The sequence below is a fragment of the Yokenella regensburgei ATCC 49455 genome (assembly GCF_000735455.1).
Classification (GTDB): domain Bacteria; phylum Pseudomonadota; class Gammaproteobacteria; order Enterobacterales; family Enterobacteriaceae; genus Yokenella; species Yokenella regensburgei.
Map to the genome: position 1 here is coordinate 94700 of NZ_JMPS01000010.1, position 25178 is coordinate 119877.

Annotated in this window: 26 protein-coding genes; 20 read left to right on the forward strand and 6 right to left on the reverse strand. The window is 56.1% G+C overall.

The genetic code is table 11. From position 1 onward, the window contains the following. Positions 1-17: 17 nt before the first annotated feature. Positions 18-887 carry a LysR family transcriptional regulator AmpR gene (ampR, locus tag GYRE_RS02545; RefSeq protein WP_038252747.1) on the reverse strand — a complete coding sequence of 290 codons (870 nt, stop codon included), beginning with the start codon at positions 885-887 and terminating at the stop codon, positions 18-20. Positions 888-1026: 139 nt separating this feature from the next. Here ampR and ampC point away from each other — a divergent pair, with 139 nt between their 5' ends. Continuing rightward, positions 1027-2175, forward strand: a complete 1149-nt coding sequence (gene ampC / locus GYRE_RS02550; RefSeq protein ID WP_112471478.1) for a CMY2/MIR/ACT/EC family class C beta-lactamase — start codon at positions 1027-1029, stop codon at positions 2173-2175. 2 nt (positions 2176-2177) lie between these two features. Here ampC and GYRE_RS02555 read toward each other — a convergent pair whose 3' ends face one another. The 4 genes from GYRE_RS02555 to crfC all read right to left on the reverse strand — a co-directional run bounded on the left by GYRE_RS02555 (position 2178) and on the right by crfC (position 9020). Continuing rightward, entirely contained in the window at positions 2178-3692 is a 1515-nt protein-coding gene (locus tag GYRE_RS02555) for an EAL domain-containing protein (protein ID WP_038252749.1), read from the reverse strand. Between the two features lie 201 nt (positions 3693-3893). Beyond that, a complete protein-coding gene (gene proP, locus GYRE_RS02560; protein WP_006816746.1) occupies positions 3894-5396 on the reverse strand; it encodes a glycine betaine/L-proline transporter ProP in 1503 nt (500 codons plus the stop codon). Between the two features lie 403 nt (positions 5397-5799). Further along, entirely contained in the window at positions 5800-6696 is an 897-nt protein-coding gene (locus GYRE_RS02565) for a diguanylate cyclase regulator RdcB family protein (RefSeq protein ID WP_038252751.1), read from the reverse strand. Then, entirely contained in the window at positions 6693-9020 is a 2328-nt protein-coding gene (crfC, locus tag GYRE_RS02570; protein ID WP_038252754.1) for a clamp-binding protein CrfC, read from the reverse strand. The genes GYRE_RS02565 and crfC overlap by 4 nt, the downstream gene beginning before the upstream one ends. A gap of 346 nt (positions 9021-9366) precedes the next feature. On the opposite strand from crfC, the gene GYRE_RS02575 reads away from it, so the two are divergent. The 16 genes from GYRE_RS02575 (at position 9367) to phnP (ending at position 21125) form a co-directional block, all read left to right on the forward strand. Beyond that, positions 9367-9702 carry a zinc ribbon domain-containing protein YjdM gene (locus GYRE_RS02575; RefSeq protein WP_038252755.1) on the forward strand — a complete coding sequence of 112 codons (336 nt, stop codon included), beginning with the start codon at positions 9367-9369 and terminating at the stop codon, positions 9700-9702. A 133-nt stretch (positions 9703-9835) separates the two neighbouring features. Continuing rightward, positions 9836-10270, forward strand: coding sequence for a VOC family metalloprotein YjdN (gene yjdN / locus GYRE_RS02580; protein ID WP_006816742.1), 435 nt, complete (start codon positions 9836-9838; stop codon positions 10268-10270). Positions 10271-10401: 131 nt separating this feature from the next. Next, positions 10402-11190 carry a phosphonate ABC transporter ATP-binding protein gene (gene phnC / locus GYRE_RS02585; protein ID WP_038252757.1) on the forward strand — a complete coding sequence of 263 codons (789 nt, stop codon included), beginning with the start codon at positions 10402-10404 and terminating at the stop codon, positions 11188-11190. A 27-nt stretch (positions 11191-11217) separates the two neighbouring features. Continuing rightward, a complete protein-coding gene (phnD, locus tag GYRE_RS02590; protein ID WP_006816740.1) occupies positions 11218-12234 on the forward strand; it encodes a phosphonate ABC transporter substrate-binding protein in 1017 nt (338 codons plus the stop codon). Between the two features lie 91 nt (positions 12235-12325). Next, positions 12326-13105 carry a phosphonate ABC transporter, permease protein PhnE gene (gene phnE, locus GYRE_RS02595; RefSeq protein WP_006816739.1) on the forward strand — a complete coding sequence of 260 codons (780 nt, stop codon included), beginning with the start codon at positions 12326-12328 and terminating at the stop codon, positions 13103-13105. A gap of 20 nt (positions 13106-13125) precedes the next feature. Further along, on the forward strand, positions 13126-13851 hold the full coding sequence (gene phnF / locus GYRE_RS02600; protein ID WP_038252874.1) for a phosphonate metabolism transcriptional regulator PhnF: 726 nt from the start codon (positions 13126-13128) through the stop codon (positions 13849-13851). Further along, a complete protein-coding gene (gene phnG, locus GYRE_RS02605) occupies positions 13852-14304 on the forward strand; it encodes a phosphonate C-P lyase system protein PhnG (protein ID WP_006816737.1) in 453 nt (150 codons plus the stop codon). Beyond that, a complete protein-coding gene (gene phnH, locus GYRE_RS02610; RefSeq protein WP_006816736.1) occupies positions 14301-14885 on the forward strand; it encodes a phosphonate C-P lyase system protein PhnH in 585 nt (194 codons plus the stop codon). Before phnG ends, phnH begins: the two co-directional genes overlap by 4 nt. Continuing rightward, the gene (locus GYRE_RS02615) at positions 14885-15949 is read left to right on the forward strand and encodes a carbon-phosphorus lyase complex subunit (protein WP_038252759.1); all 1065 of its coding nucleotides are present in this window, start codon (positions 14885-14887) and stop codon (positions 15947-15949) included. The genes phnH and GYRE_RS02615 overlap by 1 nt, the downstream gene beginning before the upstream one ends. Beyond that, complete coding sequence (locus tag GYRE_RS02620; protein ID WP_038252761.1) at positions 15942-16790, forward strand: alpha-D-ribose 1-methylphosphonate 5-phosphate C-P-lyase PhnJ; 849 nt, start codon at positions 15942-15944, stop codon at positions 16788-16790. The genes GYRE_RS02615 and GYRE_RS02620 overlap by 8 nt, the downstream gene beginning before the upstream one ends. Beyond that, on the forward strand, positions 16787-17545 hold the full coding sequence (gene phnK / locus GYRE_RS02625; RefSeq protein WP_038252763.1) for a phosphonate C-P lyase system protein PhnK: 759 nt from the start codon (positions 16787-16789) through the stop codon (positions 17543-17545). The genes GYRE_RS02620 and phnK overlap by 4 nt, the downstream gene beginning before the upstream one ends. A 9-nt stretch (positions 17546-17554) precedes the next feature. Then, positions 17555-18235 carry a phosphonate C-P lyase system protein PhnL gene (phnL, locus tag GYRE_RS02630; protein WP_038252766.1) on the forward strand — a complete coding sequence of 227 codons (681 nt, stop codon included), beginning with the start codon at positions 17555-17557 and terminating at the stop codon, positions 18233-18235. Next, positions 18232-19368: an alpha-D-ribose 1-methylphosphonate 5-triphosphate diphosphatase gene (gene phnM, locus GYRE_RS02635; RefSeq protein ID WP_006816731.1), complete on the forward strand. Its 1137-nt coding sequence runs from the start codon at positions 18232-18234 to the stop codon at positions 19366-19368. Before phnL ends, phnM begins: the two co-directional genes overlap by 4 nt. Next, positions 19368-19937, forward strand: coding sequence for a ribose 1,5-bisphosphokinase (gene phnN, locus GYRE_RS02640; RefSeq protein WP_038252768.1), 570 nt, complete (start codon positions 19368-19370; stop codon positions 19935-19937). Before phnM ends, phnN begins: the two co-directional genes overlap by 1 nt. After that, complete coding sequence (gene phnO / locus GYRE_RS02645; RefSeq protein WP_038252771.1) at positions 19924-20367, forward strand: aminoalkylphosphonate N-acetyltransferase; 444 nt, start codon at positions 19924-19926, stop codon at positions 20365-20367. The genes phnN and phnO overlap by 14 nt, the downstream gene beginning before the upstream one ends. Next, on the forward strand, positions 20367-21125 hold the full coding sequence (gene phnP / locus GYRE_RS02650) for a phosphonate metabolism protein PhnP (RefSeq protein ID WP_038252773.1): 759 nt from the start codon (positions 20367-20369) through the stop codon (positions 21123-21125). The genes phnO and phnP overlap by 1 nt, the downstream gene beginning before the upstream one ends. On the opposite strand, the gene yjdP is transcribed toward phnP, so the two are convergent. After that, the gene (gene yjdP, locus GYRE_RS02655) at positions 21122-21454 is read right to left on the reverse strand and encodes a DDRRRQL repeat protein YjdP (protein ID WP_038252775.1); all 333 of its coding nucleotides are present in this window, start codon (positions 21452-21454) and stop codon (positions 21122-21124) included. The genes phnP and yjdP overlap by 4 nt on opposite strands. Positions 21455-21747: 293 nt before the next feature. Between yjdP and fdhF the strand changes: the two genes are divergently transcribed. The 3 genes from fdhF (at position 21748) to GYRE_RS02670 (ending at position 25137) form a co-directional block, all read left to right on the forward strand. Beyond that, positions 21748-23895 carry a formate dehydrogenase subunit alpha gene (gene fdhF / locus GYRE_RS02665; protein WP_081874617.1) on the forward strand — a complete coding sequence of 716 codons (2148 nt, stop codon included), beginning with the start codon at positions 21748-21750 and terminating at the stop codon, positions 23893-23895. 301 nt (positions 23896-24196) lie between these two features. Then, complete coding sequence (locus GYRE_RS23380) at positions 24197-24349, forward strand: Hok/Gef family protein (RefSeq protein ID WP_072009028.1); 153 nt, start codon at positions 24197-24199, stop codon at positions 24347-24349. Between the two features lie 116 nt (positions 24350-24465). After that, positions 24466-25137: a tetratricopeptide repeat protein gene (locus GYRE_RS02670; RefSeq protein WP_006816724.1), complete on the forward strand. Its 672-nt coding sequence runs from the start codon at positions 24466-24468 to the stop codon at positions 25135-25137. Positions 25138-25178: the final 41 nt, after the last annotated feature.

Below are 25178 nucleotides of genomic sequence, written 5' to 3' on the forward strand. Positions count from 1 at the left end.
CTGACTCCCTGTAGTGGCTACCACTGCGTCGCAATCCAGGCGGCAAAATCACGCATCGCGGCGGTTTCCGGGCGAGATTGCAGGCGCGTCAGCCAGTATCCGCCAAGGCTAATCTGGGTCGGGAACGGCTGTACGATACGCTCGCTGTTAAGCAAATGGCTGAACATGCTGGTCGGCGCAATCGCAATCCCTGCTCCACACTGCGCGGCCTCAAGCATCGCCAGCGAAGTGTCAAACACCATCACCGGATGCGTCGGCGCAGGCGGCGCTTCCCCGGCAGCCGTCAACCATGCCGCCCATTCGTCACGGCGGTAGGAGCGCAGCAGGGTGTAGTTAAGCACATCGGCAGGCTTGTGCAGCATTTCGGCAATCCCCGGCGCACATAGCGCGGAAAGCGGCGCATCGCAAAGGAATATCGCTTCGGTACCATGCCAGGCGCCGCTGCCAAAGCGAATAGTATAATCCAGTCCTTCTGCCGCCGGGTCGACCCGGTTGTTATGCGTCGACAGATGCAGATCGATGTGCGGGCACCGGCGACGAAAAGCCTCCAGCCGTGGCAGTAAGAACCCTACGGCAAAGGTCCCGACTACGCCTATTTTAAGTTTTTCTCGCAGTTGTTGGGCGCTAAAGCGATCGAGGGTATCGGCAATGCGGTCGAAGGAGTCATTCAGTACCGGCAGTAAATTCTCCCCTTCCGTCGTCAGCATCAGCCCGCGCGATACCCGCACAAATAGCTGACAATTAAGGTGTTCCTCCAGGGTTTTCACCTGCTGGCTGATAGCAGAATGGGTCACGTTCAGCTCAATAGCCGCGTGAGTAAAACTTAAGTGTCGCGCGGCGGCCTCGAAGGCGCGCAGGGCGTTGAGCGGAATATAGCTTCGGGTCATGATGATATCTGTTAGAAAAACTGTAGGCAGATGCTAAATTTAATCGTTTGTCAGCCGCTGTCAAATCCCACAGACTGAGCGCGTCTTAAGGGCCCTGACATCTCTCTCACTCTATGGAAGGTTTTCACCCATGCAAAAAATGTTGAATGGCGTACTGGCGCTGGCCGCACTTTCGCTCTCTACGGCGGGCATTGCTGCGCCGAAAACGCTTACCGCGGAGCAGATAGCTCAGGCGGTGAATCGTACTATCGTGCCTCTGCTTAAAGAGCAGGCGATCCCGGGAATGGCGGTAGCGGTGATTTATCAGGGCCAGCCGTATTACTTTACCTGGGGTAAAGCGGATGTGCAGAACAACCGTCCGGTCACCACGCAGACGCTGTTCGAACTCGGCTCCGTTAGCAAAACTTTCACCGGCGTACTGGGTGGTGATGCCGTTGCCCGTGGTGAAATCAAGCTCAGCGATAAAGCAAATCAGTACTGGCCAGAGCTTAACGCCAGGCAGTGGCAAGGGATTACCATGCTAGACCTGGCGACCTATACCGCGGGTGGCCTGCCGCTGCAGGTGCCGGATAACGTCACGGACAACGCTTCGCTGCTTGAGTTCTATCAGCAGTGGCAGCCGAAATGGGCGCCGGGTACCACCCGGTTGTATGCCAACAGCAGCATTGGCCTGTTCGGCGCGCTGGCGGTAAAACCTTCCGGACTTGGCTTTGAAGAGGCCATGAACCAGCGTGTACTGCAGCCGCTGAATCTGAAACACACGTGGATAACCGTTCCGGCATCAGAAGAGAAAAACTACGCCTGGGGCTATCGCGACGGCCAGCCGGTCCACGTTTCACCCGGCATGCTGGATGCCGAATCCTACGGTGTGAAATCCTCGGTCACGGATATGGCCGCCTGGCTGCAGGCGAACATGGCTCCGCAGCATGCCAGCAGCCCGACGTTGAAGAAAGGGCTGGAGATGGCACAGGCGCGCTACTGGCGCATTGGCAGCATGTATCAGGGGCTGGGTTGGGAGATGCTCAACTGGCCGGTTAATGGCGCAGCAATGGCGAAAGACGGTGATGGCGCTGTGGCGCTGGCACCGCACCCGGCAGCCGCGGTAGAACCACCGGTTCCTGCCGTTGCCGCCTCCTGGGTGCATAAAACCGGCTCCACCGGCGGCTTTGGGGCTTACGTCGCGTTTATCCCGGAGCAGCAGCTTGGTATCGTGATGCTGGCAAACAAAAGCTACCCGAATCCGGCACGCATCCAGGCCGGATACACCATCCTGAAAGCGTTACAGTAAACTTATGCGCGCCCGGCGGTTCGGATCCCCGGGCGCAGCAGCACCTCGGTCAGTTTCTCAAACGGCAGCGGTGCCCAGAAGTAATAGCCCTGTAACAGGGTGATGTGCTGCTGGTTCATATGGTCGAGCTGCTGGGCAGTCTCGACCCCTTCCGCCACAATCCGTAGCGACAGCGCCTTCGCCATATCGATAACGCAGTCCACCAGCCGGGTCGACTCCGGATCTTCGGTGATCCGCCCAACGAAGCTGCGGTCAATTTTGATGTAATCCACCGAAAATTCATTCAGATAGGCCAGCCCGGAATAGCCGGTACCGAAATCATCCAGCGCCAGCGCCACGCCATTTTCCCGCAAATCCGCCAGCGCTTTACGGCTTTCCGTCGTCAGCTCCAGCGGTTCCCGCTCGGTAATTTCCAGAATCAACGTCACGCGCTTTGCGCCAAAGGCGGCAATAAACGTGCGGCAATCATCCAGCAGCCCCGGCGAATGAATATGCGCGGCGCTGATGTTGAAGCTGATATGCAGCCCCTCCGGTACGTCAGCCATAATCGTTTGCATATCACGCATCGTGCTCATCATCAGATGGTGGGTCAGCGGCAGGATCAGGCCGCTTTTTTCCGCCACCGGAATAAACACATCCGGAGGAATAAATCCGGAGACCGGGTGCTTCCAGCGCGCCAGCACTTCGTAGCCATGGATCTCGCCGGTGATACCGTTCACCACCGGCTGATAGTACGGAACAATTTCTCCCTGGCTGATGGCGTTTTTCAGCGTCTCTTCCGGACTGGTGAATTTGTTCAGGTAGCGCCATAGCAGAAGTGCGGCACCAAACGACCACAGCAGAGAAAACAGCAGCAACAGCCAGCCCTGCTCCCAAAGGCGCTGCGGGCTAAAGCGCGCGGGTGGCTCAAAGCTCACGCCAAAGTCATAACGTGCGGAAGCTAATTGCGTTAACCCCGGCCCGACCGCGCTGAGGGAGCCATTCCAGGAGTATTTCTGCTCCCCTACCTGCAGATACAGCGGAGATTCCCCGGGAGGCACCTCCAGGCTGTCGCGCAGATAGACGTCGCGCAGGGTCACCACCACGTGTCCGGTCGGAAACGACGCCAGATAAACCAGCCGTGAAACCTGTCGCGGTGAACGGTTGTCGGTATAAAACATCAGCGAGGTTCGCGGCAGCGCACTATAGGGTACCAACTCCGTTTTTGCGCCCAGCAGCGAAGAGCACCAGATCCACTCCCCACGCAATAAACTCACCGAGCGAATGTGAGGTAAAAATGCGGCTAATTCATTGAGCGTTTGCTGTGTATCTGGCGTGCAGCGGCTGGTTAATAATACCCGGGCGTCTTCGGTGGCCTGCCTGGCATCATCGAGCATATTTTCAGTTTGCTTTAACGCTTGTGCAGCATGATTCGTCGTCCTGGTCTGTGCAGAACGAAAAAGTTGCCAGTCAATTATGGCAACACTGAAACCGAGCAGCGTCAAAGCCAGCAGCCCGGTAATTAAAGAATTTTTCATTTTGTGAAGGACTTTAAAATAGATAACTAACGGCCAGAACCAATACCGCTCCGTTATCAGATTAGATGAGGAAGAGTGCGCTGACCACTCCTTGACCTCCTTTTTCAGAAGTTTCCAGACGGGAATATATCGACAATATTGTGTTTTTTATTTGTTTATCAAATAAAAAAACCCGGAAATCCGGGTTTTTCACTGTCACAATTATTCGTTTATTTTGGGATGCTGCTGCACCAACCGCGAGCGTTTCTCCTGAAGCTCGGCAATCTCTTTGTCGAGATCGTCAATCTTCTGCTCGATGTTATCGTGATGCTCCCGCAGGATTTCTTTCGCTTCCTGAAGGTCAGACGCCGCAGGCGTTGCCCCTTTCAGCGGCAGATTCGCGGTCTCTTTCATCATCAGCCCCGTAATCAGGCCAATCACCGCAATCACCATCAGGTAATACGCTGGCATCATCAGATTCTGTGAGGTTTCCACCAGCCATGCTGCAAGCGTTGGCGTTAAACCAGCAATCAGTACCGAGATGTTAAAGGCCGCTGCCAGCGCGCTATAACGAATATGCGTCGGGAACATTGCCGGCAGCGAGGAGGCCATCACCCCGGTAAAACAGTTCAGGATCACCGCCAGCATCAGCAAGCCGGCAAAAATGAGCCCAATCACGTCGCTGTTAATCAACATAAAGGACGGAATAGCCAGGATAAACAGCGCCACACTACCAATCATCACAAACGGACGGCGGCCAAAGCGGTCGCTCAGAAGCCCCATCACCGGCTGCACAAACAGCATACCAATCATGATGGCGATGATGATAAGCACCCCGTGATCTTCCGAGTAGTGCAGGTTATGCGACAGGTAGCTCGGCATATAGGTCAGCAACATGTAGTAGGTCACGTTGGTGGAAATCACCAGACCAATACACGCCAGCAGGCTGCGCCAGTGTTTCGTAGCAATCTCTTTGAAGGAGACCTTCGGGCCGTCCTGCAGACCCTGGCGGTCGCCCTGCTCAAGCTTATCGACATGCTGCTGGAACGCCGGGGTCTCTTCCAGCGCGTGGCGCAGGTAAAGACCAATCAACCCTAGCGGCAGCGCGAGGAAGAACGGAATACGCCAGCCCCATGACAGGAAGTTTTCTTCACCCACCACGGTGGAGATCAGCACCACCACGCCAGCACCCAGCACAAACCCGGCAATAGAGCCAAAGTCGAGCCAGCTGCCCATAAATCCACGCTTGCGGTCCGGCGAATACTCGGCCACAAAGATAGAGGCACCAGTGTATTCCCCACCCACGGAGAAACCCTGCGCCATCTTACACAGCAGCAGCAGAACCGGAGCCCAGATACCAATCGACGCATAGGACGGGATCAGACCGATACAGAAGGTACTGAGCGACATGATGACGATGGTGATTGCCAGAATTTTTTGTCGGCCATACTTGTCGCCGAGCATCCCGAAGAACAGACCACCCAGCGGGCGGATCAGGAAGGGTACGGAGAAGGTCGCCAGGGCAGCAATCATCTGCACGCTGGGGTTTGCATCAGGGAAGAAGACCTTACCTAAGGCGAAGGCCACGAAACCATAAACACCAAAATCAAACCATTCCATTGCGTTGCCAAGAGAGGCGGCTGTTATCGCTTTACGCAATTTACCATCATCGATGATGGTGACATCCCGGAGTGTAATTGGCTTTATTCTTTTCCTTTTAAGCATATGTTTTCCTCGTAATCTTTCGTCACGCCCGCACTTTTTTGTGACGACAGCACCCTGTGGTGGTCATCGTGCGTGGCTGGAGTAACGAAATGCTGTGCTCCTCATTTCAAGCGTAGCAGGTTTGCCTGCACGGGCTGCTCACCCTTTGTACAACCGAACCTGTTGACGCCTGCTCAGACAAGCTCTGAATATTGACCGCACCCTTTTCCGGACGGGAAAAATTCAGACTCTGCCTTTTACCCTAACAGCGTTTATATTTGTGATCAACCTCACGAAAATAGAGAGGGTCGATAAATCTGACAATTTCAGCCGATATTTATGGGGATTCAGCGAGGTAAAAAAACACTATTTTCAGGCATGATTTACACCCTGTAATAACGATATATTCTCGGTTAATGCACCATTATTTTCGTGGATGAGAACCCGGTATTTCTTCCTGAGAAAAAAGCTCTTCCATCATCGCATCCACCAGCCTCGCCGCGGAACAAATACGCGGCATCCCCAACGCAACGGTCTGCCAGGTCTGAGTAATGGACCAGCTCACAGGATGGTGCTGCGCGGTGCATTCATTGCCGAGCCAGCCCAGCATTTCGCGATAATCCATCAACAACGCGCTGACCGGTGCGGTCAACCATTGATGATAAAAATGCCGTTCCTGCGGCAATGCATTCATACTCTCAGCCAGATACTGACTCGCCATACTCCGAAGGTTCTCTTTCAACAGCGTACGCACTTCGTCATTCGCCAGACGACAGGCATCGCCAAACGCCCCCCAGCGCAGCTCTTCCAGCGCGATAAAACAGCGCCCGGCGAGTGACCAACCGTCATAACTACCCGCATGCCAGCGGGTGAAAACCTGGTCGCTGTGCTCGCCAGCCTGTACCATCAGCCCGCGCTGGCTCAGCGCACGCTGTTTGTGGGTGGCCCGCTGAAGAAATTGCTCTGCCACCGCGCCATATTGTTCACGGAGCTCCGGTGAGCCCCGGCTTTGCGTTTGCAGGGTTTGTAAGTACCTGCTCATACGCGTCAGCGCCAGATGGCCCGGGTCAAACATACCAGCCAGCTTTTCTGCAAGCCCCAGGCGCATCACCGGCGTATCAGCAAACAGCCCGGCAACGGCCCATGGCATGAGCTGGGTCTGCGCCACAATCTCTTTCATCAGCCGATCGCGGAACAACTGCTGCTGTGGCGTAACGGCTTCCCGACGAGGATTATCGATGCCGAGGATCAGCGCCTCGATAAATTTCGGGTGAACAGATTCGAGCAAACGCCCTGGACCTTCCAGCAATCGCGTATTCATTTCATTTCTGCCGCAAATAGAGCCTGAATATCATCCCGGAGCAGACGCGTATCTTCCTCAACCCAGCGCACTGCTGCCTGATGCTGCTGCAATTGCTGGTTTAACGTCATCACTGCCGAATGGTGTAGCTGACGGATGAGAAGGCTCTCCTGCAAACTTTTTTGCAAACCGGCAAGGCTTCGTGAAAAACCGGCAAAGAAAGCGGTCATCCCCGCAGTAACAGAAACATCGACCTGCGCCGCTAATGCTTTAAGGATTTGCTCACAAAAATGCGCAATATGTGCACTCAGTTTCTGCTTCAGCTGCGCGAGGTCGATAACAAAGCGGGACTGCGTCATCACGTAGTCATCCCAGCTCCAGCCCGGATTATTCAACCAACGCGATACCGACTCGCGCATCCCGCCCTTCAGCGCCTGACCGGCGGGGGCATCCTCCCGCACGATGGCATCACTGAAGAACTCCGGCAGGTTAAAATCCAGAAGTCCGGCGCGGAACGTGGGCAGGCTCACCCTGGCGCGAAAGCCAGACTGGCTGAGTTCCTCTTTAATATGCTGCTCAATGGGTTTGACAGATTCCTGCAGAATGCGCGCCAGGCTTGATTCAAGCTGGCTAAAGCGAGCGGAAACCTCCCGACTGATAGTTTCCTGAGTACCGAGCAGTACGCTTTCGCATCCCTGACGAATTTTACTCAGCAGACAATGCGCCTGACTTTCGTCGCTCAACACCACTTCGTTCACTTCAGCAGGCGACAGCATCCGCAGCTCAGCGTCAACCTCACCGCACAGTGTGCGCAGACTGTCTGCGCTAAACCAGGCGTCAGCCCGGCGGCAGGCGCTCTCCTGAAGCTCACTAATCGCAGCATTCACCGCCGACATCGACTGCCCGACCTCATGGGCAATCTCATCATTAACACGCTGCCTGCGGGCAGCAAACTGCGTCATACTGACTTCAAGTTCATCGATATGATGGATAAGTGTATCGAATTTCACACTCATCACCTGCTGGCGGAAATCCAGATACTCCTGCGCCGCCTGCGCATAATTCAGCAGCTTGTGCGAGGCGGAACGCAGGGCGAACAGTGACGCATTGAGATGCGCCGCGTGCAGTAGCTTGCTGATAGGCTGTTCAAAGAGCGAATCTTCCCACAGCAGATCCGCCGCATGGCGAATGTGTTCAATATCGTTAAGATCGGCACTGCGCCAGCGACGGCCCAGCGCCGCTTCGGCAAAGTCCTGTACCCAGCGCTGCTCGTCCGGCGGCGGAAGCTTCCCACGCAGAACAAGCTCATGGCGTGCCCGGTTTGCCAGATAACCCCACATCGAAGAGACCGGAAAGATCTGCCCGGGGCGAATGCTGCCTTTCATCAGCGTCCCGCAGATGAGCGCCCGCACCTGATCTTCGTCATCGCTGTTACGATCTTGTTGATCGAACTTATTCACCAGCGCGTACAACGGTACCGACGGCCCTACCGCCGTCACCGCCTGACGTACTTCCTGATCGGAAACGGACTTAAGCTGGGTGTAGTCCATCACCACCAGCACCGCCGATGCACGTGCCAGCTGTTCATCCAGCATCTTTTGCAGATGCGGCTGACCCGCCTCATTCGGCCCCGGCGTATCCAGCAGGGTGAGCTGGCCGGGAAAATTGCCCATCCCGGCAAGATGGACAAACTCCACCTCAATCACCGGAATGTGCTCAATGGCGGCATAGTCGGCAAAAGGGAAATCTACCTCCAGCACCTGCGACAGACGCACCAGATCGTTGAGGCTTTTCAGGCAGTGGAAAATCGGCTGCGCGCCCAGATAGTGCTTTTCGAATGCCACCCCGTGAGCAATACGCTCCAGCAGCGCCGCCATGTCCTTATCCAGCTCCAGCGTTTCTGCAAGCGTTGCGCGATCGATATGGCGGAGCTTTCCCTGCAGCGCCTGCATAAGATTATCGATAGGCTCCGGATGCATAAAATGCAGACTCGGCTCTTTCTGACCCGCCGTATGGCGGATCAGCGTCGGTAATGCCGTCATCGGGCGATTGCGATTGGGTAACACCTCAGTACCCACGATGGCATTGATGGTGGTTGATTTACCTGCCTTCATCGTCCCAACAATCGCCAGTACCATTTCCAGCCGCGTCACCTTGCGCAGCTCATTATGTAGCGTGGCCTGCTGAGCGCTAATTTCCTGGGCGCTGAAAACCGCAGAGTTTGACGCGGGTAAATCTTGCGTACTGTTGCCCGGTAACGCACTCAGTTGTTGCAGTTGCTGTAACGCAAGCTGCAGCAAGCGTTCAGCTTCCTGGCTTAATTCGTATATTGTCTGTGTGTACATGGTTAAAGTATTCCCTTAACGCAAATTTTATTACTTTTAATTGTTGCTTTTCTTATTAGCCGGATATTGTTTTTGGAATATATTTTTAATTACATCGAATATCTTTATGCTTGTATTCATTAATATTTTATTCCGACTTGAGCCCGATAGAAAGCGAGCGATAAACAGCGTAGCGCATTTTAAAAAATAATCCGGATATATCTTTAGTTATTTTCCCTACGTGATTGCAGGGACTTCTGCAGTATGGTTATCGCTACGTTCAGAAATAGTACCGACAAATGTGGGGATTTGAGGTATAATTGGGCCTATTTTCGGCGAACTGCCATTTTTTGAGAGGATTTTTTCGATGTCACTTCCACACTGCCCAAAATGTAATTCCGAATATACCTATGAAGACAATGGCATGTACATCTGCCCGGAATGCGCGCACGAATGGAACGATGCTGAGCCTGCACAGGACGCTGATGCCCTGATCGTAAAAGATGCTAACGGCAACCTGCTGGCTGACGGCGACAGCGTGACGGTCGTGAAAGACCTGAAGGTTAAAGGCAGCTCTTCCATGCTGAAAATCGGCACCAAAGTGAAGAACATCCGTCTGGTTGAAGGCGATCACAACATCGACTGCAAAATTGATGGCTTTGGCCCGATGAAACTGAAATCTGAGTTCGTGAAAAAGAACTGATTTTTCTGTTAGGTATGCCCGGTAAGCCCAGCGCTGCCGGGTATGCTCCCCGATGCACTTCGTTTATCCCTCCTGTAATCTGTACAAAAATCGAACTACACTTAACGGGTTTCCCTTTTCTGAGGTAACGATTATGCCGTTAAGTCCCTACGTCTCATTCCCTGGCAACTGCGCCGATGCCATCGCCTTTTATCAAAAAGCGCTGGGTGCAGAACTCCTCTACAAAATTACCTTCGGCGAAATGCCGAAAAACGATCAGAACAGCGATGAAGGCTGTGCCTCTAACATGCAGTTCTCAGACACTGATATCGCTCACGCTAACCTGCGTATTGCCGAGAGCAGTATCATGATGAGTGACGGAATGCAGCGTGAAAATCTGCAATATTCCGGCTTTACCCTCGCGCTGGATCCGCCGAACGTGAACGTTGGCAAGGCCTGGTTCGATGCGCTGGCGGAAGGCGGAAAAATCGGGATGGCCTGGCAGGAAACCTTCTGGGCGGAGGGTTTTGGGACCGTCACCGATAAGTTCGGCGTGCCGTGGCTGGTCAATGCCGTAAAAGCGCAGTAACCCTGTCCGGACGGGCCCGAACGTGGCCCGTCACTTAGCCTCGTGAACTCTTCATCTCTCAGTAACCATCACTTAACCAAAATGTCACACTAATCCGCCAGGATGGGGCCACTTTTTATGGAGGCCGCATCATGCAAACGATGATTCGTGTTGAGAAACTGAGTAAGACTTTCCAGCAGCATCAGGCGCTTCACCGCGTTGATCTCACAATAAATTCCGGTGAGATGGTCGCTCTGCTTGGGCCATCTGGCTCTGGCAAATCCACCCTCTTACGCCACTTAAGTGGTCTTATCGTCGGTGATAAGACCCCGGACAGCCACGTTGAGCTGCTCGGCCGTACGGTACAGAAAGCGGGCCGCCTGGCACGCGATATCCGCAAAAGCCGTGCTCACACCGGCTGCATCTTCCAGCAGTTCAATCTGGTGAACCGACTGAGCGTGCTTGAGAACGTGCTGATTGGCGCGCTCGGTAGCACGCCGTTCTGGCGCACCTGCTTCAACTGGTTCAGTACCGCGCAAAAACAGCAAGCCCTGCAGGCTTTAACCCGCGTTGGCATGGCGCATATGGCTCATCAGCGTGTGTCCACCCTGTCCGGTGGGCAACAGCAGCGGGTGGCGATTGCCCGCGCCCTGATGCAGCAGGCCAAAGTCATTCTTGCCGACGAGCCTATCGCCTCGCTTGACCCGGAATCGGCGCGCATCGTGATGGACACCCTGCGCGATATTAATCAGAAAGACGGCATCACGGTCGTCGTCACTCTGCACCAGGTGGATTACGCCCTGCGCTACTGCGAGCGCATCGTCGCCCTGCGTCAGGGTCACGTGTTCTATGACGGCAGTAGCCAGTTGTTTGATAACGAAAGATTCGACCATCTCTATCGCAGCCTGAACCGCGTCGATGAGAACGCACAGGCCGCTTAATGACGTTACCCATACCGAGGACTGGAAATGAGTTATAAGACGGTTGCCGCGCTGGCGTTCACCAGCATGTTCAGCATCAGCACTCTGTTAAGCCCGGCCCACGCGGACGAGCAGGAAAAGTCGCTGAATTTTGGCATTATTTCGACAGAATCACAGCAGAACCTCAAACCACAGTGGGACCCGTTCCTGAAGGATATGGAGAAGTCCCTCGGCATGAAGGTTAACGCCTTCTTCGCACCAGACTACGCCGGTATCATCCAGGGGATGCGCTTTAACAAAGTCGACATCGCCTGGTACGGCAACCTGTCGGCAATGGAAGCCGTCGATCGCGCCAACGGCCAGGTCTTCGCACAGACGGTGGCGGCTGACGGTTCTCCGGGCTACTGGAGCGTGCTTATCGTCAATAAAGACAGCCCCATCAATAACCTGAACGATCTGCTGGCGAAGCGCAAAGAGCTGACCTTCGGTAACGGCGATCCGAACTCCACCTCTGGTTTCCTCGTTCCCGGTTATTACGTCTTCGCGAAAAACAACGCCTCCCCGACTGAATTCAAACGCACCGTTAACGCCAACCACGAAACCAACGCCCTTGCGGTGGCTAACAAACAGGTGGATGTGGCGACCAACAACACCGAAAACCTCGACAAACTGAAGACTTCTGCACCAGACAAGCTGAAAGAACTGAAGGTTATCTGGAAGTCACCGCTGATCCCGGGCGACCCGATCGTGTGGCGTAAAAACCTCTCCGAAACCACCAAGGACAAGGTGTACGACTTCTTCATGAACTACGGCAAAACGCCGGAGCAGAAAGAAGTTCTCGCTCGCCTGGGATGGGCCCCATTCCGTCCATCAAGCGACCTGCAGCTGGTGCCGATTCGCCAGCTGGCGCTGTTTAAACAGATGCAGGGCGTGAAGGACAACAAAGGTCTGAACGAGCAGGAGAAAACCAGCCAGGTGTCAACGCTTCAGGCGCAGCTGGACGACCTCGATCGCCTGACCGCCGCGCTGGGTGCCATGAGCTCGGTGAATAAAGCGGTGCAATGATTTTATTCCCCTCTCCCCTGAGGGAGAGGGGAATATGCACACGCTGATGCCCTCTCCCACAGGGAGAGGAAGAAAAGATTAAGGAAGCAACATGCAAACCATCACCGTTCCTCCCCCTAAACGCAGTTGGTTCTCGCAGGTGTGCTGGGCCGTTCTGCTGGCAGTACTGATTGTCTCCTGGCAGGGCGCAGAAATGGCGCCGCTGACCTTGTTCAAAGACTCCGGCAACATGGCCACCTTCGCCGCCGATTTCTTTCCTCCTGATTTCAGCCAGTGGCAGTACTACCTCAGCGAAATGGCAGTCACGCTGCAGATTGCCGTCTGGGGGACGGCGCTTGCCGTCGTTCTGTCAATTCCGTTTGGCCTGATGTGTGCCGACAACCTGGTGCCATGGTGGATCTACCAGCCGATGCGTCGCCTGATGGACGCCTGTCGCGCCATCAACGAAATGGTTTTCGCCATGCTGTTCGTCGTGGCGGTAGGGCTTGGCCCATTTGCCGGAGTTCTGGCCCTGTTCATTCACACCACCGGCGTGCTGTCGAAACTGCTCTCCGAGGCGGTGGAAGCTATCGAGCCCGGGCCGGTTGAAGGCATCCGCGCCACCGGTGCCAACAAAATTGAAGAGATCCTCTACGGCGTGTTGCCGCAGGTGATGCCGTTGCTTATCTCCTACTCGCTGTACCGCTTTGAATCCAACGTGCGCTCCGCCACCGTCGTCGGCATGGTCGGCGCGGGGGGTATCGGGGTGACGCTGTGGGAGGCGATCCGCGGCTTCCAGTTCCCGCAAACCTGCGCCCTGATGGTGGTCATCATCATCACCGTCAGCCTGCTGGACTTTCTTTCCCAACGTCTGCGTAAGCACTTCATCTGATTAACGAGGCTTTGATGGCTATGCACTTGTCCAGACATCCGACCAGTTATCCGACCCGCTACCAGGAAATTGCCGCCAGGCTCGAGCAGGAGCTGCGGAGCCACTACCGCTGCGGCGACTGGTTGCCCGCTGAACATCAGCTCGCGGCGCGCTTTGCCGTCAACCGCCACACCCTGCGGCGCGCTATCGATCAGCTGGTGGAAAAAGGCTGGGTACAGCGCCGCCAGGGCGTTGGCGTGCTGGTGCTGATGCGCCCGTTTGATTATCCGCTTAATGCTCAGGCTCGCTTCAGCCAGAACCTGCTCGATCAGGGCAGTCACCCTACCAGCGAAAAGCTGCTCTCGGTACTGCGCCCGGCGTCGAGCCATGTGGCGGAGGCGCTGGGCGTGGAGGAAGGCGCCAATATCATTCATCTACGTACGCTACGCCGGGTCAACGGTATCGCACTGTGCCTTATCGATCACTACTTTGCCGATATGCGCTTCTGGCCGGAGTTACAGAATTTTAGCCACGGTTCGCTGCATGATTTTCTGCGTGAACGCCTCGGCGTCTCGCTCACTCGTACCCAGACACGCATCAGCGCCCGCCGCGCGCAGGCCAAAGAGAGCCGGGTGCTGGAAATTCCTAACATGGCGCCGCTGCTGTGCGTGCGCACCCTGAATCATCGTGATGGCGAGGAGAGCGCGGCGGAGTACTCCGTCAGCCTGACCCGCGCGGACATGATTGAATTCACCATGGAGCACTGAATGAAAATCAACACCGAAACCCGTCAGCGCTGGCTCTCCGCCCTCGCCCACAGCGAGCCTGCAGTACTTGAGAGCCGAATGCAGTCCCTGAAACTGGCACCGGAATATTCCCTCATTCGTCCGGCAGAAACGGGGTTAGTCCAGCTACAGGCGCGCATGGGCGGCACCGGCGATCGTTTTTTTGCCGGTGACGCAACCCTGACCCGCGCGGTGGTACGCCTTAACGACGGCACGCTCGGCTATAGCTGGGTGCTTGGGCGCGATAAACCCCACGCCGAACGCTGTGCGGTCATCGATGCGCTGCTCCAGGCACCGCACCATTTTCAGACCCTGATGGAAACCCTTATTTGCCCGCTGGAAGCGCAACGCGACGCGCAGATTGCCGCTCGCCGTGCCGAGGTTAACGCCAGCCGGGTCGACTTCTTTACTCTGGTTCGCGGAGATAACGCATGACCCTACAAACCGCTTTTGTCCTTCCGGTGCAGGATGCCCAACACAGTTTTCGTCGCCTGCTGAAAGCGATGAGCGAACCCGGCGTGATTGTCTCGCTGCATCAGCTCAAACATGGCTGGCAGCCGCTCAATCTGGCCACCACCAGCGTCCTGTTAACCCTCGCCGATAACGACACGCCAGTGTGGCTCTCTGCCGCTATGAGCAACGATATCGCGGGCCAGAACCTCCGTTTTCACACCAACGCACCGCTGGTGAGCCAACCGCAGCAGGCGGTGTTCGCCGTCGCCGACGGTAGCCTCAGCGCCGAGCAGCTGGACGCACTTTGCAGCGGCAGCGCCGTCGCCCCGGAAACCAGCGCCACGCTGATAGTGCAGATCCCGGCGCTCAGCGGTGGACGCATGCTGCGCCTCACCGGTGCCGGCATTGCCGAAGAACGCATGATTGCCCCGCAGCTGCCCGAATGCCTGCTTCACGAACTGACCGAACGTCCGCACCCCTTCCCGCTCGGTGTGGATCTGATCCTCACCTGCGGCGAGCGCCTGCTGGCTATCCCGCGGACTACCCATGTTGAGGTGTGCTGATGTATGTCGCCGTCAAAGGGGGCGAGAAGGCAATTGCCGCCGCCCATCTCTTACAGGAACAACGACGCCGTGGAGATGACGCCATTGCGGAGCTTACGGTCGCGCAGATAGAGCAGCAGTTGAATCTCGCCGTCGACCGGGTGATGACCGAAGGCGGTATCGCCGATCGCGAGCTGGCGGCGCTGGCGCTGAAACAGGCCAGTGGCGATAACGTAGAGGCGATCTTTTTACTGCGTGCCTACCGCACGACGCTTGCGAAACTGGCGGTCAGCGAGCCGTTAAACAGCGCGGAGATGCGCCTCGAACGCCGCATCTCCGCCGTCTATAAAGATATTCCCGGCGGCCAGCTGCTCGGACCAACCTACGACTACACCCATCGCCTGCTCGATTTTACCCTGCTGGCTAACGGTGAAACGCCCGCCCCGGCCCCGGTCTCCCCGGAACAAGAGTCTGCCCCGCACGTATTCAGCCTGCTGGCGCAGCAGGGACTCGCGAAAAAGGAAACCGACAGCGGCGCCGTGCCGGATGACATCACCCGTACACCGCCGGTGTATCCCTGTTCACGCGCCTCCAGGCTGCAGCAGTTGATGCGCGGAGACGAAGGCTACCTGCTGGCGCTTGCCTACTCCACTCAGCGCGGCTATGGCCGCAATCATCCGTTTGCCGCTGAGATCCGCAGTGGTTATATCGAGGTGGAGATTGTGCCAGAAGAGCTGGGTTTTGCGGTGAACGTCGGCGAACTGCTCATGACCGAGTGTGAAATGGTCAACGGTTTTGTTGCCCCTGAAGCGGAGCCACCGCACTTCACCCGCGGCTACGGCCTCACCTTCGGCATGAGCGAGCGAAAAGCCATGGCGATGGCGCTGGTTGACCGCTCGCTGCAGGCGCCGGACTACGATGAGTACCTCACCGGCCCGGCGCAGGACGAAGAGTTTGTGCTCGCACATGCCGATAACGTGGAAGCCGCCGGGTTTGTCTCGCACCTCAAGCTTCCGCACTACGTGGATTTCCAGGCTGAACTGGAACTGCTGAAACGTCTGCAACGGGAGGATCGTCGTGGCTAATCCGCTGACGGGCTACAACTTTGCTTATCTTGATGAGCAAACCAAACGTATGATTCGCCGCGCCATTCTCAAAGCGGTGGCGATCCCCGGTTATCAGGTTCCGTTCGGCGGACGCGAAATGCCGATGCCCTACGGCTGGGGCACCGGTGGGATCCAGCTTACCGCCAGCGTGATCGGCGAACATGATGTGCTGAAGGTTATCGATCAGGGCGCAGACGACACGACAAACGCCGTCTCGATCCGCCAGTTCTTCACCCGCGTGACCGGGGTGAATACCACTGAACGCACGGAAGACGCGACGATCGTTCAGACCCGTCACCGGATCCCGGAAACGCCGCTGACGGAAGATCAGATCCTTATCTACCAGGTGCCCATTCCGGAGCCGCTGCGCTTTATCGAACCGCGCGAAACCGAAACCCGCACGATGCATGCGCTGGAAGAGTACGGCGTAATACAGGTGAAGCTGTACGAAGACATCGCCCGCTTCGGCCATATCGCTACCACCTACGCCTATCCGGTAAAGGTGAACGATCGCTACGTTATGGATCCTTCGCCCATCCCGAAATTTGATAACCCGAAGATGGATATGATGCCCGCCCTGCAGCTGTTTGGCGCCGGGCGCGAGAAGCGTATTTACGCGGTGCCGCCGTTTACCCGCGTGGAGAGCCTCGATTTCGATGACCACCCCTTCAGCGTTCAGACCTGGGACGAGCCCTGCGCCATCTGCGGCTCACGCCACAGCTATCTCGATGAAGTGGTGCTGGATGACAGCGGCAAACGGATGTTTGTCTGCTCCGACACCGACTACTGCCGCCAACAACGCGAGGCGTTAGACCAATGACTCAACCGCTGCTTTCCGTGAATCATCTGACCCATCTTTACGCCCCGAGTAAAGGCTTCAGCGACGTCTCGTTCGAACTGTGGCCGGGCGAAGTGCTGGGGATCGTCGGTGAATCCGGCTCAGGGAAAACCACGTTGCTGAAATCGATTTCCGCCCGTCTTGCACCGCAGCAGGGTGAGGTGGTGTACCAGGCGCAGTCTTTATACGCCATGAGCGAAGCAGAGCGCCGCCGTCTGCTGCGTACCGAATGGGGTGTAGTGCATCAGCACCCGCTGGACGGGCTGCGCCGTCAGGTCTCAGCCGGAGGAAATATCGGCGAAAGACTGATGGCCACCGGGGCGCGCCACTACGGCAACATTCGCGCCACCGCACAGCAGTGGCTGGAAGATGTCGAGATCCCTGCTTCACGCATCGATGACCTGCCCACCACCTTCTCTGGCGGGATGCAACAGCGTTTGCAGATAGCCCGTAACCTCGTCACCCAGCCGAAACTGGTTTTTATGGACGAGCCAACCGGCGGTCTTGATGTCTCGGTACAGGCTCGCCTGCTGGACCTGCTGCGCGGGCTGGTTAGCGAACTGAACCTGGCGGTGGTGATTGTCACCCACGATCTTGGCGTCGCCCGTCTGCTGGCTGACCGCCTGATGGTGATGAAAGAGAGCCAGGTGGTGGAAAGTGGATTAACCGACCGCGTGCTCGACGATCCGCATCATCCCTATACCCAGCTGCTGGTGTCATCGGTATTGCAGAATTAAGAGGCCAACATGATCCGCGTAGAAAACGTGAGTAAGACCTTTGTACTCCACCAGCAAAACGGCATTCGCTTGCCGGTACTTGATAACACGTCGCTCGCCGTTAACGCGGGCGAATGCGTGGTACTGCACGGCCACTCCGGCAGCGGGAAATCAACCCTGCTGCGCTCGCTGTACGCCAACTATTTGCCCGACGAAGGGCATATTCACATCAAACACGGCGACGAGTGGGTAGACCTGGTCAGCGCCCCGGCACGAAAAGTCGTAGAAGTGCGTAAATCCACCATCGGCTGGGTGAGTCAGTTCTTACGGGTGATCCCCCGTATTTCGGCCCTCGACGTGGTGATGCAACCGCTGCTCAGTCTCGGCGTGCCGCGTGATACCTGCGCCGCCCGGGCTGCCAGCCTGCTGACGCGCCTCAACGTGCCGGAACGCCTGTGGCACCTGGCACCGTCAACCTTCTCCGGCGGTGAACAACAGCGAGTGAATATCGCCCGCGGGTTCATCGTGGAGTACCCCATTCTGCTGCTCGATGAACCGACCGCCTCGCTGGATGAAAAAAACAGTGCCGCCGTCGTTGGGCTTATCGACGAAGCAAAATCGCGCGGGGCGGCAATCGTGGGTATTTTCCACGATGAAACCGTACGAAACCGCGTGGCCGACCGTCTCCATCCGATGGGAACAACACCATGATTATCAATAATGTAAAACTGGTACTCGACGATGAAGTGGTGGCCGGTTCGGTCGAGATCGCCGATGGCGTGATCCGCGCCTTTGCCGAAAGCCAGAGCCGCCAGCCGGAAGCGATGGATGGCGAAGGCGGCTGGCTGCTGCCGGGGCTTATCGAACTGCATACCGATAACCTGGATAAATTCTTTACCCCACGGCCAAAGGTGGACTGGCCGGCGCATTCCGCCATGAGCAGCCACGATGCGCTGATGGTGGCGAGCGGCATCACCACCGTACTGGACGCCGTTGCCATTGGCGACGTCCGTGACGGCGGCGATCGGCTGGAAAATCTGGAAAAGATGATTAACGCCGTCGAAGAGACGCAAAAACGCGGCTTAAACCGCGCCGAACATCGCTTGCATTTGCGCTGCGAATTACCGCATCACACCACGCTTCCGCTGTTTGAAAAATTGGTAGGCCGCGAGCCGGTTTCGCTGGTATCCCTGATGGATCACTCCCCGGGTCAGCGTCAGTTCGCCAATATCGAGAAGTATCGTGAATATTACCAGGGCAAATACTCCCTCAGCGACGATGAGATGGCGCGCTACGAAGAAGAGCAGCTCCAGCTCGCCGCACAGTGGTCGCAGCCCAACCGTATGGCCATTGCTGCCCACTGCCGGGCGCGTAACATTGCGCTGGCGAGCCACGATGATGCCACTCACGAACATGTCGTCGAATCACATCAGCTTGGCAGCGTGATCGCCGAGTTTCCTACCACGTTTGCTGCCGCTGAGTCATCACGCCTGCACGGTATGAACGTACTGATGGGCGCACCAAACATCGTTCGCGGCGGCTCCCACTCCGGAAATGTGGCAGCAAGCTCGCTGGCGGCAGTTGGCCTGCTGGATATTCTCTCCTCCGATTACTACCCGGCGAGCCTGCTCGATGCGGCGTTCCGGGTCGCGGACGACGAACGCAACACCTTCACCCTGCCGCAGGCGATTCATCTTGTGACAAAAAACCCGGCGCGGGCGCTGAATCTGCACGACCGCGGCGTAATTGCCGAAGGTAAGCGCGCGGATCTGGTGCTGGCTCATCGCAAAGGCGAACATATTCATATCGACCATGTCTGGCGTCAGGGCCGGAGGGTATTCTGATGACGGGAAAGCTGGTGTGGTTAGTCGGGGCCTCCGGTTCCGGAAAAGACAGCCTGCTGGAGGCGCTGCGCGTCTTTGAACATCCGCGCATTCTGGTGGCTCATCGCTACATTACCCGCCCGTGGAACGCCGGGAGCGAGAACCATGTCGCCCTTAGCGAGCAGGAGTTCTTCACCCGTGCCGCGCAGCAGCTATTCGCCCTGAGCTGGCACGCCAACGGCTTTTACTACGGCGTCGGCGTAGAGGTGGACGTCTGGCTACACGCGGGTTTCGACGTGGTGGTCAACGGGTCACGGGCGCATTTGCCGCAGGCGAAAGCGCGTTATGGTGCCTCGCTACTGCCGGTGTGTCTGCAGGTGACGCCAGAGATCCTCCGCCAGCGCCTTGAAACGCGCGGCCGTGAGACACAGACGGAAATCACCCAGCGACTGGCACGCGCAGCACGTTACCAGCCCGAAGGTTGTCAGACGCTGAATAACGACGGAAGTCTGATACAGTCAGTAGATACTTTTCTGGCGCTGATCCGTCAGCCTGTGTTGTCAAAAGAGAGCCCTCATGCCTGTTTGTAAACTGCGTCCAGCCACCCCGGAAGATACCCCTGCCGTGTATCACCTGATAAGCGAGCTCAAACAGGTGCAGTACCCACGCGACGCCTTTGCGGCAGGATTTGCGGCGAATCTGCTCAACCCGACCCTGCACTATCAGGTGGCTGAAGTCGATAGTGAGGTGGTGGGCCTTATCGGCATGCAGCTACAGTTTCAGCTCCATCACAGCCACTGGATTGGCGAGATCCAGGAACTGGTGGTTTTGCCGAAGCAACGTGGTCTGAATATCGGCCAACGGCTGCTGCACTGGGCAGAAGCCGAGGCGCGAGCTCACGGCGCGGAAGGTATGGAGCTTTCCAGCGGCAAAGGACGTACCGAGGCGCATCGATTTTATCTGCGTGAAGGTTACCTGCAGAGCCATTATCGCTTTAAAAAGACCCTACAGGAGGGGTAATGAGCCTCACCATCCAGTTAACCGGCTCCGGCGGTGCGCAGCTGGTTCCGGCGTTCGGCTGCGACTGCGCGGCCTGCCACCGCGCCCGCAGGCATCCCCGTTTTCGCCGCCGCCCCTGCAGCGCGATGGTACGTTACAACGGCGCGGTGACCCTGCTCGACGCCGGTCTACCGGACATCATGGAGAGCTGGCCCGCGGGCAGTTTTCGGCAGTTTCTGCTCACGCATTATCATATGGATCACGTGCAGGGGCTGTTTCCCCTGCGCTGGGGCGTTGGCGCAAAAATTCCGGTGTATGGCCCGCCGGACGAACAGGGCTGTGATGACCTTTTCAAACACCCGGGGCTTCTCGATTTCAGCCATACCCTTGCGCCTTTCGTGATGTTCGAACTCCAGGGGCTTCGCGTAACGCCGCTACCGCTTAATCACTCAAAGCTCTGTTTTGGCTATTTGCTGGAGACCGCACGCAGCCGCGCGGCGTGGCTTGCCGATACCGCCGGACTTCCCGATAAAACGCTGACGTTTTTACGCAACAACGCGCCAGATATTATCATCATCGACTGTAGTCACCCGCCGAAGGCCGAAACACCGCGCAACCATAACGATCTCAACGCGGTACTGGCAATAAACGAGAGTCTGGGCTGCCCGCGAATGGTGCTGACGCACATCAGTCACCAGCTTGACGTCTGGATGATGCACAATCCGCTGCCTCCGGGGATCGAAGCGGGTTATGACGGCATGGAGATCGTGCTGGACTAGCGATCGTACTCGTCGTCGAGCCTGCGGCGATCGTCCTCAAGCTGCCGCCGATCCTGATCTAACTGACGCTGGCGTTCATCGAGCTGGCGGCGACGATCTTCGAGCTGCCGACTGCGATCGTCGTACTGTCGACTCCGATCGTCACGCTGCTGACGGCTGTTGTCATAGCGCCCGTCGTCGTCATTGTATGAACGGTCGCTCCCCGGGTTATAGGCATCGTTCACCGCCTGCTGAATATTGCTGATGGCATCATCAATGAGGTCCGCCTGAGCAAGCGAGCTTGTCAGTGACATGGTGCAGAAGAGTAAAGCGCAAGCGTAACGTTTCATAAAACCCATCTCATCAGGGAGCTGGCGTTACGGTAATCAAGGCGGAATTCGGCGGGTAGTGGACGAATCTCAAATATGCCGGGGGCGCCATTATCACTTTATCAATTGATATTATCATTGTGAGAACCTCCTTTCTCTGCCGTTCGACACGTCAAATCTGACGATGGTCTCCTTTTCGTCAGTCAATTATCCGCCAGGTCTGCGCAAGATCATGAAATGCCCACAATTTAACTATGGCATAGAAGATGCATAACTCAGTGGTGAGCAAGAATTGATTAACTGGAGCGAGACCGATGAAAAAAGTCGTCACGGTTTGCCCGTATTGCGCCTCAGGATGCAAAATCAACCTGGTGGTCGACAACGGCAAAATCGTCAAGGCTGAGGCTGCGCAAGGGAAAACCAACCAGGGGACGTTGTGCCTGAAAGGCTACTACGGTTGGGATTTCATCAACGATACGCAGATCCTCACCCCCCGTCTGAAAACCCCGATGATTCGCCGCGAGCGTGGCGGCAAACTGGAGTCCGTCTCCTGGAACGAAGCGCTGGATTATGTCGCCAGCCGCCTGAGCGCCATCAAAGAAAAATATGGCCCGGATTCGATTCAGACGACAGGCTCTTCACGCGGAACGGGTAACGAAACCAACTATGTGATGCAAAAATTTGCGCGCGCCGTTATTGGTACGAATAACGTCGACTGCTGCGCTCGCGTCTGACACGGCCCTTCGGTTGCAGGTCTGCACCAGTCGGTCGGTAATGGCGCCATGAGTAATGCCATCACAGAGATTGATAATACCGATCTCGTGTTTATCTTCGGGTACAACCCGGCAGATTCACACCCTATTGTGGCGAATCACGTGATTAACGCCAAACGCAATGGGGCGAAGATTATCGTCTGCGATCCACGCAAAATTGAAACTGCGCGCATCGCCGATATGCACATTGCGCTCAAAAACGGTTCGAACATCGCGCTGTTGAACGCTCTTGGGCATGTCATCATCGAGGAGAACCTGCACGATAAAGCCTTTATCGCCTCACGGGCGGAGGGTTTTGAAGAGTATCGCAAGATTGTCGAAGGCTATACGCCAGAATCCGTTGAAGCCATCACCGGCGTTAGCGCACAGGAAATTCGCCAGTGCGCGCGCATGTACGCTTCGGCGAAATCGGCTGCCATTCTGTGGGGCATGGGCGTTACCCAGTTCTACCAGGGTGTTGAAACCGTTCGTTCACTGACGAGCCTCGCTATCCTGACCGGTAATCTCGGCAAACCAAGCGTCGGGGTAAACCCGGTGCGTGGGCAGAACAACGTTCAGGGTGCCTGTGATATGGGCGCGTTGCCGGATACCTATCCAGGTTATCAGTACGTCAAAGAAGAAAAAAACCGCGAGAAATTCGCCAAAGCCTGGGGTGTGGAAAGCTTACCGGCCCACACCGGTTATCGCATCAGCGAGCTGCCGCACCGTGCGGCGCATGGCGAAGTGCGTGCAGCCTATATCATGGGCGAAGATCCGCTGCAGACGGATGCAGAGCTTTCTGCCGTGCGCAAAGGGTTTGAAGATCTCGAGCTGGTTATCGTCCAGGATATCTTTATGACGAAAACCGCAGCGGCGGCCGACGTTATTCTGCCATCCACCTCCTGGGGCGAGCATGAGGGCGTTTATACCGCAGCCGATCGCGGTTTCCAGCGCTTCTTCAAAGCCGTAGAGCCGCAGTGGGATCTGAAAACGGACTGGCAAATCATCAGTGAGATAGCCACCCGCATGGGTTACCCGATGCACTACAACAACACTCAGGAAATCTGGGATGAGTTGCGGCATCTGTGCCCGAGTTTCTACGGAGCGACGTACGAGAAAATGGGAGAGCTTGGCTACATCCAGTGGCCATGCACCGATGAGTCTGACACCGATCAGGGTACCAGCTACCTGTTTGAAGAGAAGTTTGATACCGATAACGGGCTCGCGAAATTCTTCACCTGCGACTGGGTGGCACCTATCGACAAGCTCACGGATGAGTATCCGATGGTGCTCTCTACGGTGCGTGAAGTTGGCCACTACTCTTGTCGTTCAATGACCGGGAACTGCGCGGCACTCGCAGCACTTGCCGATGAGCCTGGCTACGCTCAGATTAACACCGCTGATGCCGCCAGACTGGGTATTGCGGATGAGTCACTGGTGTGGGTGAACTCGCGTAAAGGTAGGGTGATTACCCGCGCGCAGGTTAGCGATCGTCCGAACAAAGGCGCGGTTTACATGACCTATCAGTGGTGGATTGGCGCATGTAACGAACTGGTAACGGAGAACCTGAGCCCAATTACCAAAACGCCGGAGTATAAGTATTGCGCCGTCCGCGTCGAGCCGATCGCCGATCAGCGCGCCGCCGAGCAATATGTGATTGATGAATATACTAAATTGAAATCCCGCCTGCGCGCCAGCGCGATGGGATAATATATTTATCATTGAAGTAAATAAAAGAGGTGGAATTATTCACCTCTTTTATATTTTAATTTCTGCGAACGCCATTCCATATTTCATGTAATTTATCATAAAATAAATTACATCTTCTCTTTGATAAAAATAAAGATACTATTTCTGCCGGGTGCTTAAGGCTTTCTGTCTTGAGCATTGGTGAGGGACAGAAAGTAATAAGCCTCGGGCAATGTTTCCATTAACCCGAGGCTACCCTCAACAGTATCCCTAGCAGGATGAGGGTAGCCTCTTACTTCACGTAACGCAAGGAGTAAAAGGCATGACGCCATTTAAATATTTGTTAGGTATTCTTTTAATTGTATGCCTGACGGTTCTGATATTCACCTTAATTAATCGTGGGAAGCTTTGCGAATTAAGAATAAGGAGTGGACATCAGGAGGTGGCGGCTAAATTAGCTTGTCAGAACGGCTAGCCCATCAGGCGGGGAAACCCGCCTGGCTTGCAGGGAGTCAGAGGTCTTAACGCGCCCATTTTATTTTTCTGCCGCCCCTTTATACTGCGCCACAGGTACATTGACGAAAACCAAAAATGAAATATTTCTCATTATTACTTCTTTTATTTACTTTACCGACTTACGCAGACAGCATTGGTAGCCAGTTCGAACAGCAGGCAGAAGCCGGAGACAGCCGCGCCCAGTATCTGCTGGCCGATACCTGGTTCAGCTCCGGCAACGAAGAAAAAGCCCATTACTGGGCTGAAAAAGCAGCACAAAACGGCAGCGCTGACGCCGTCGCCCTGCTCGCGCAGATGGCGCTGCGCAGCGATTACCGTGAAGCAAAGTCGCTGGCGGAACAGGCCAGCCGTGCGGGCAGTAAGGTCGGTGACGTCGTGCTCGCAAGGACGCTGGTCAACCATCAGGCCGGAACGCCGGATTACCCACGAGCCATTGCGTTACTGGAAAGTGTTGCCGAAGACGTGGAAAGCGATGCCGCGGTAGATGCCCAGATGCTGCTTGGTCTTATCTACGCCAACGGCGATACGATCCCGGAAGACGAGGAGAAAGCGACCTTCTATTTTAAACGCAGCTCTGCGCTTTCCAGAACGGGTTATGCCGAATACTGGGCGGGAATGATGTTCCTGCAGGGTGACAAAGGCTTTATCAGTCAGAACAAACAGAAGGCACTGCAGTGGCTGAACCTGAGCTGTATGGAGGGGTTTGATACCGGGTGCGAAGAGTTTGACAGACTCAGCAACGAGTAAGCACTCAGCAAAAATAAAGCCGGGTGTGTGTTAAGCACTCC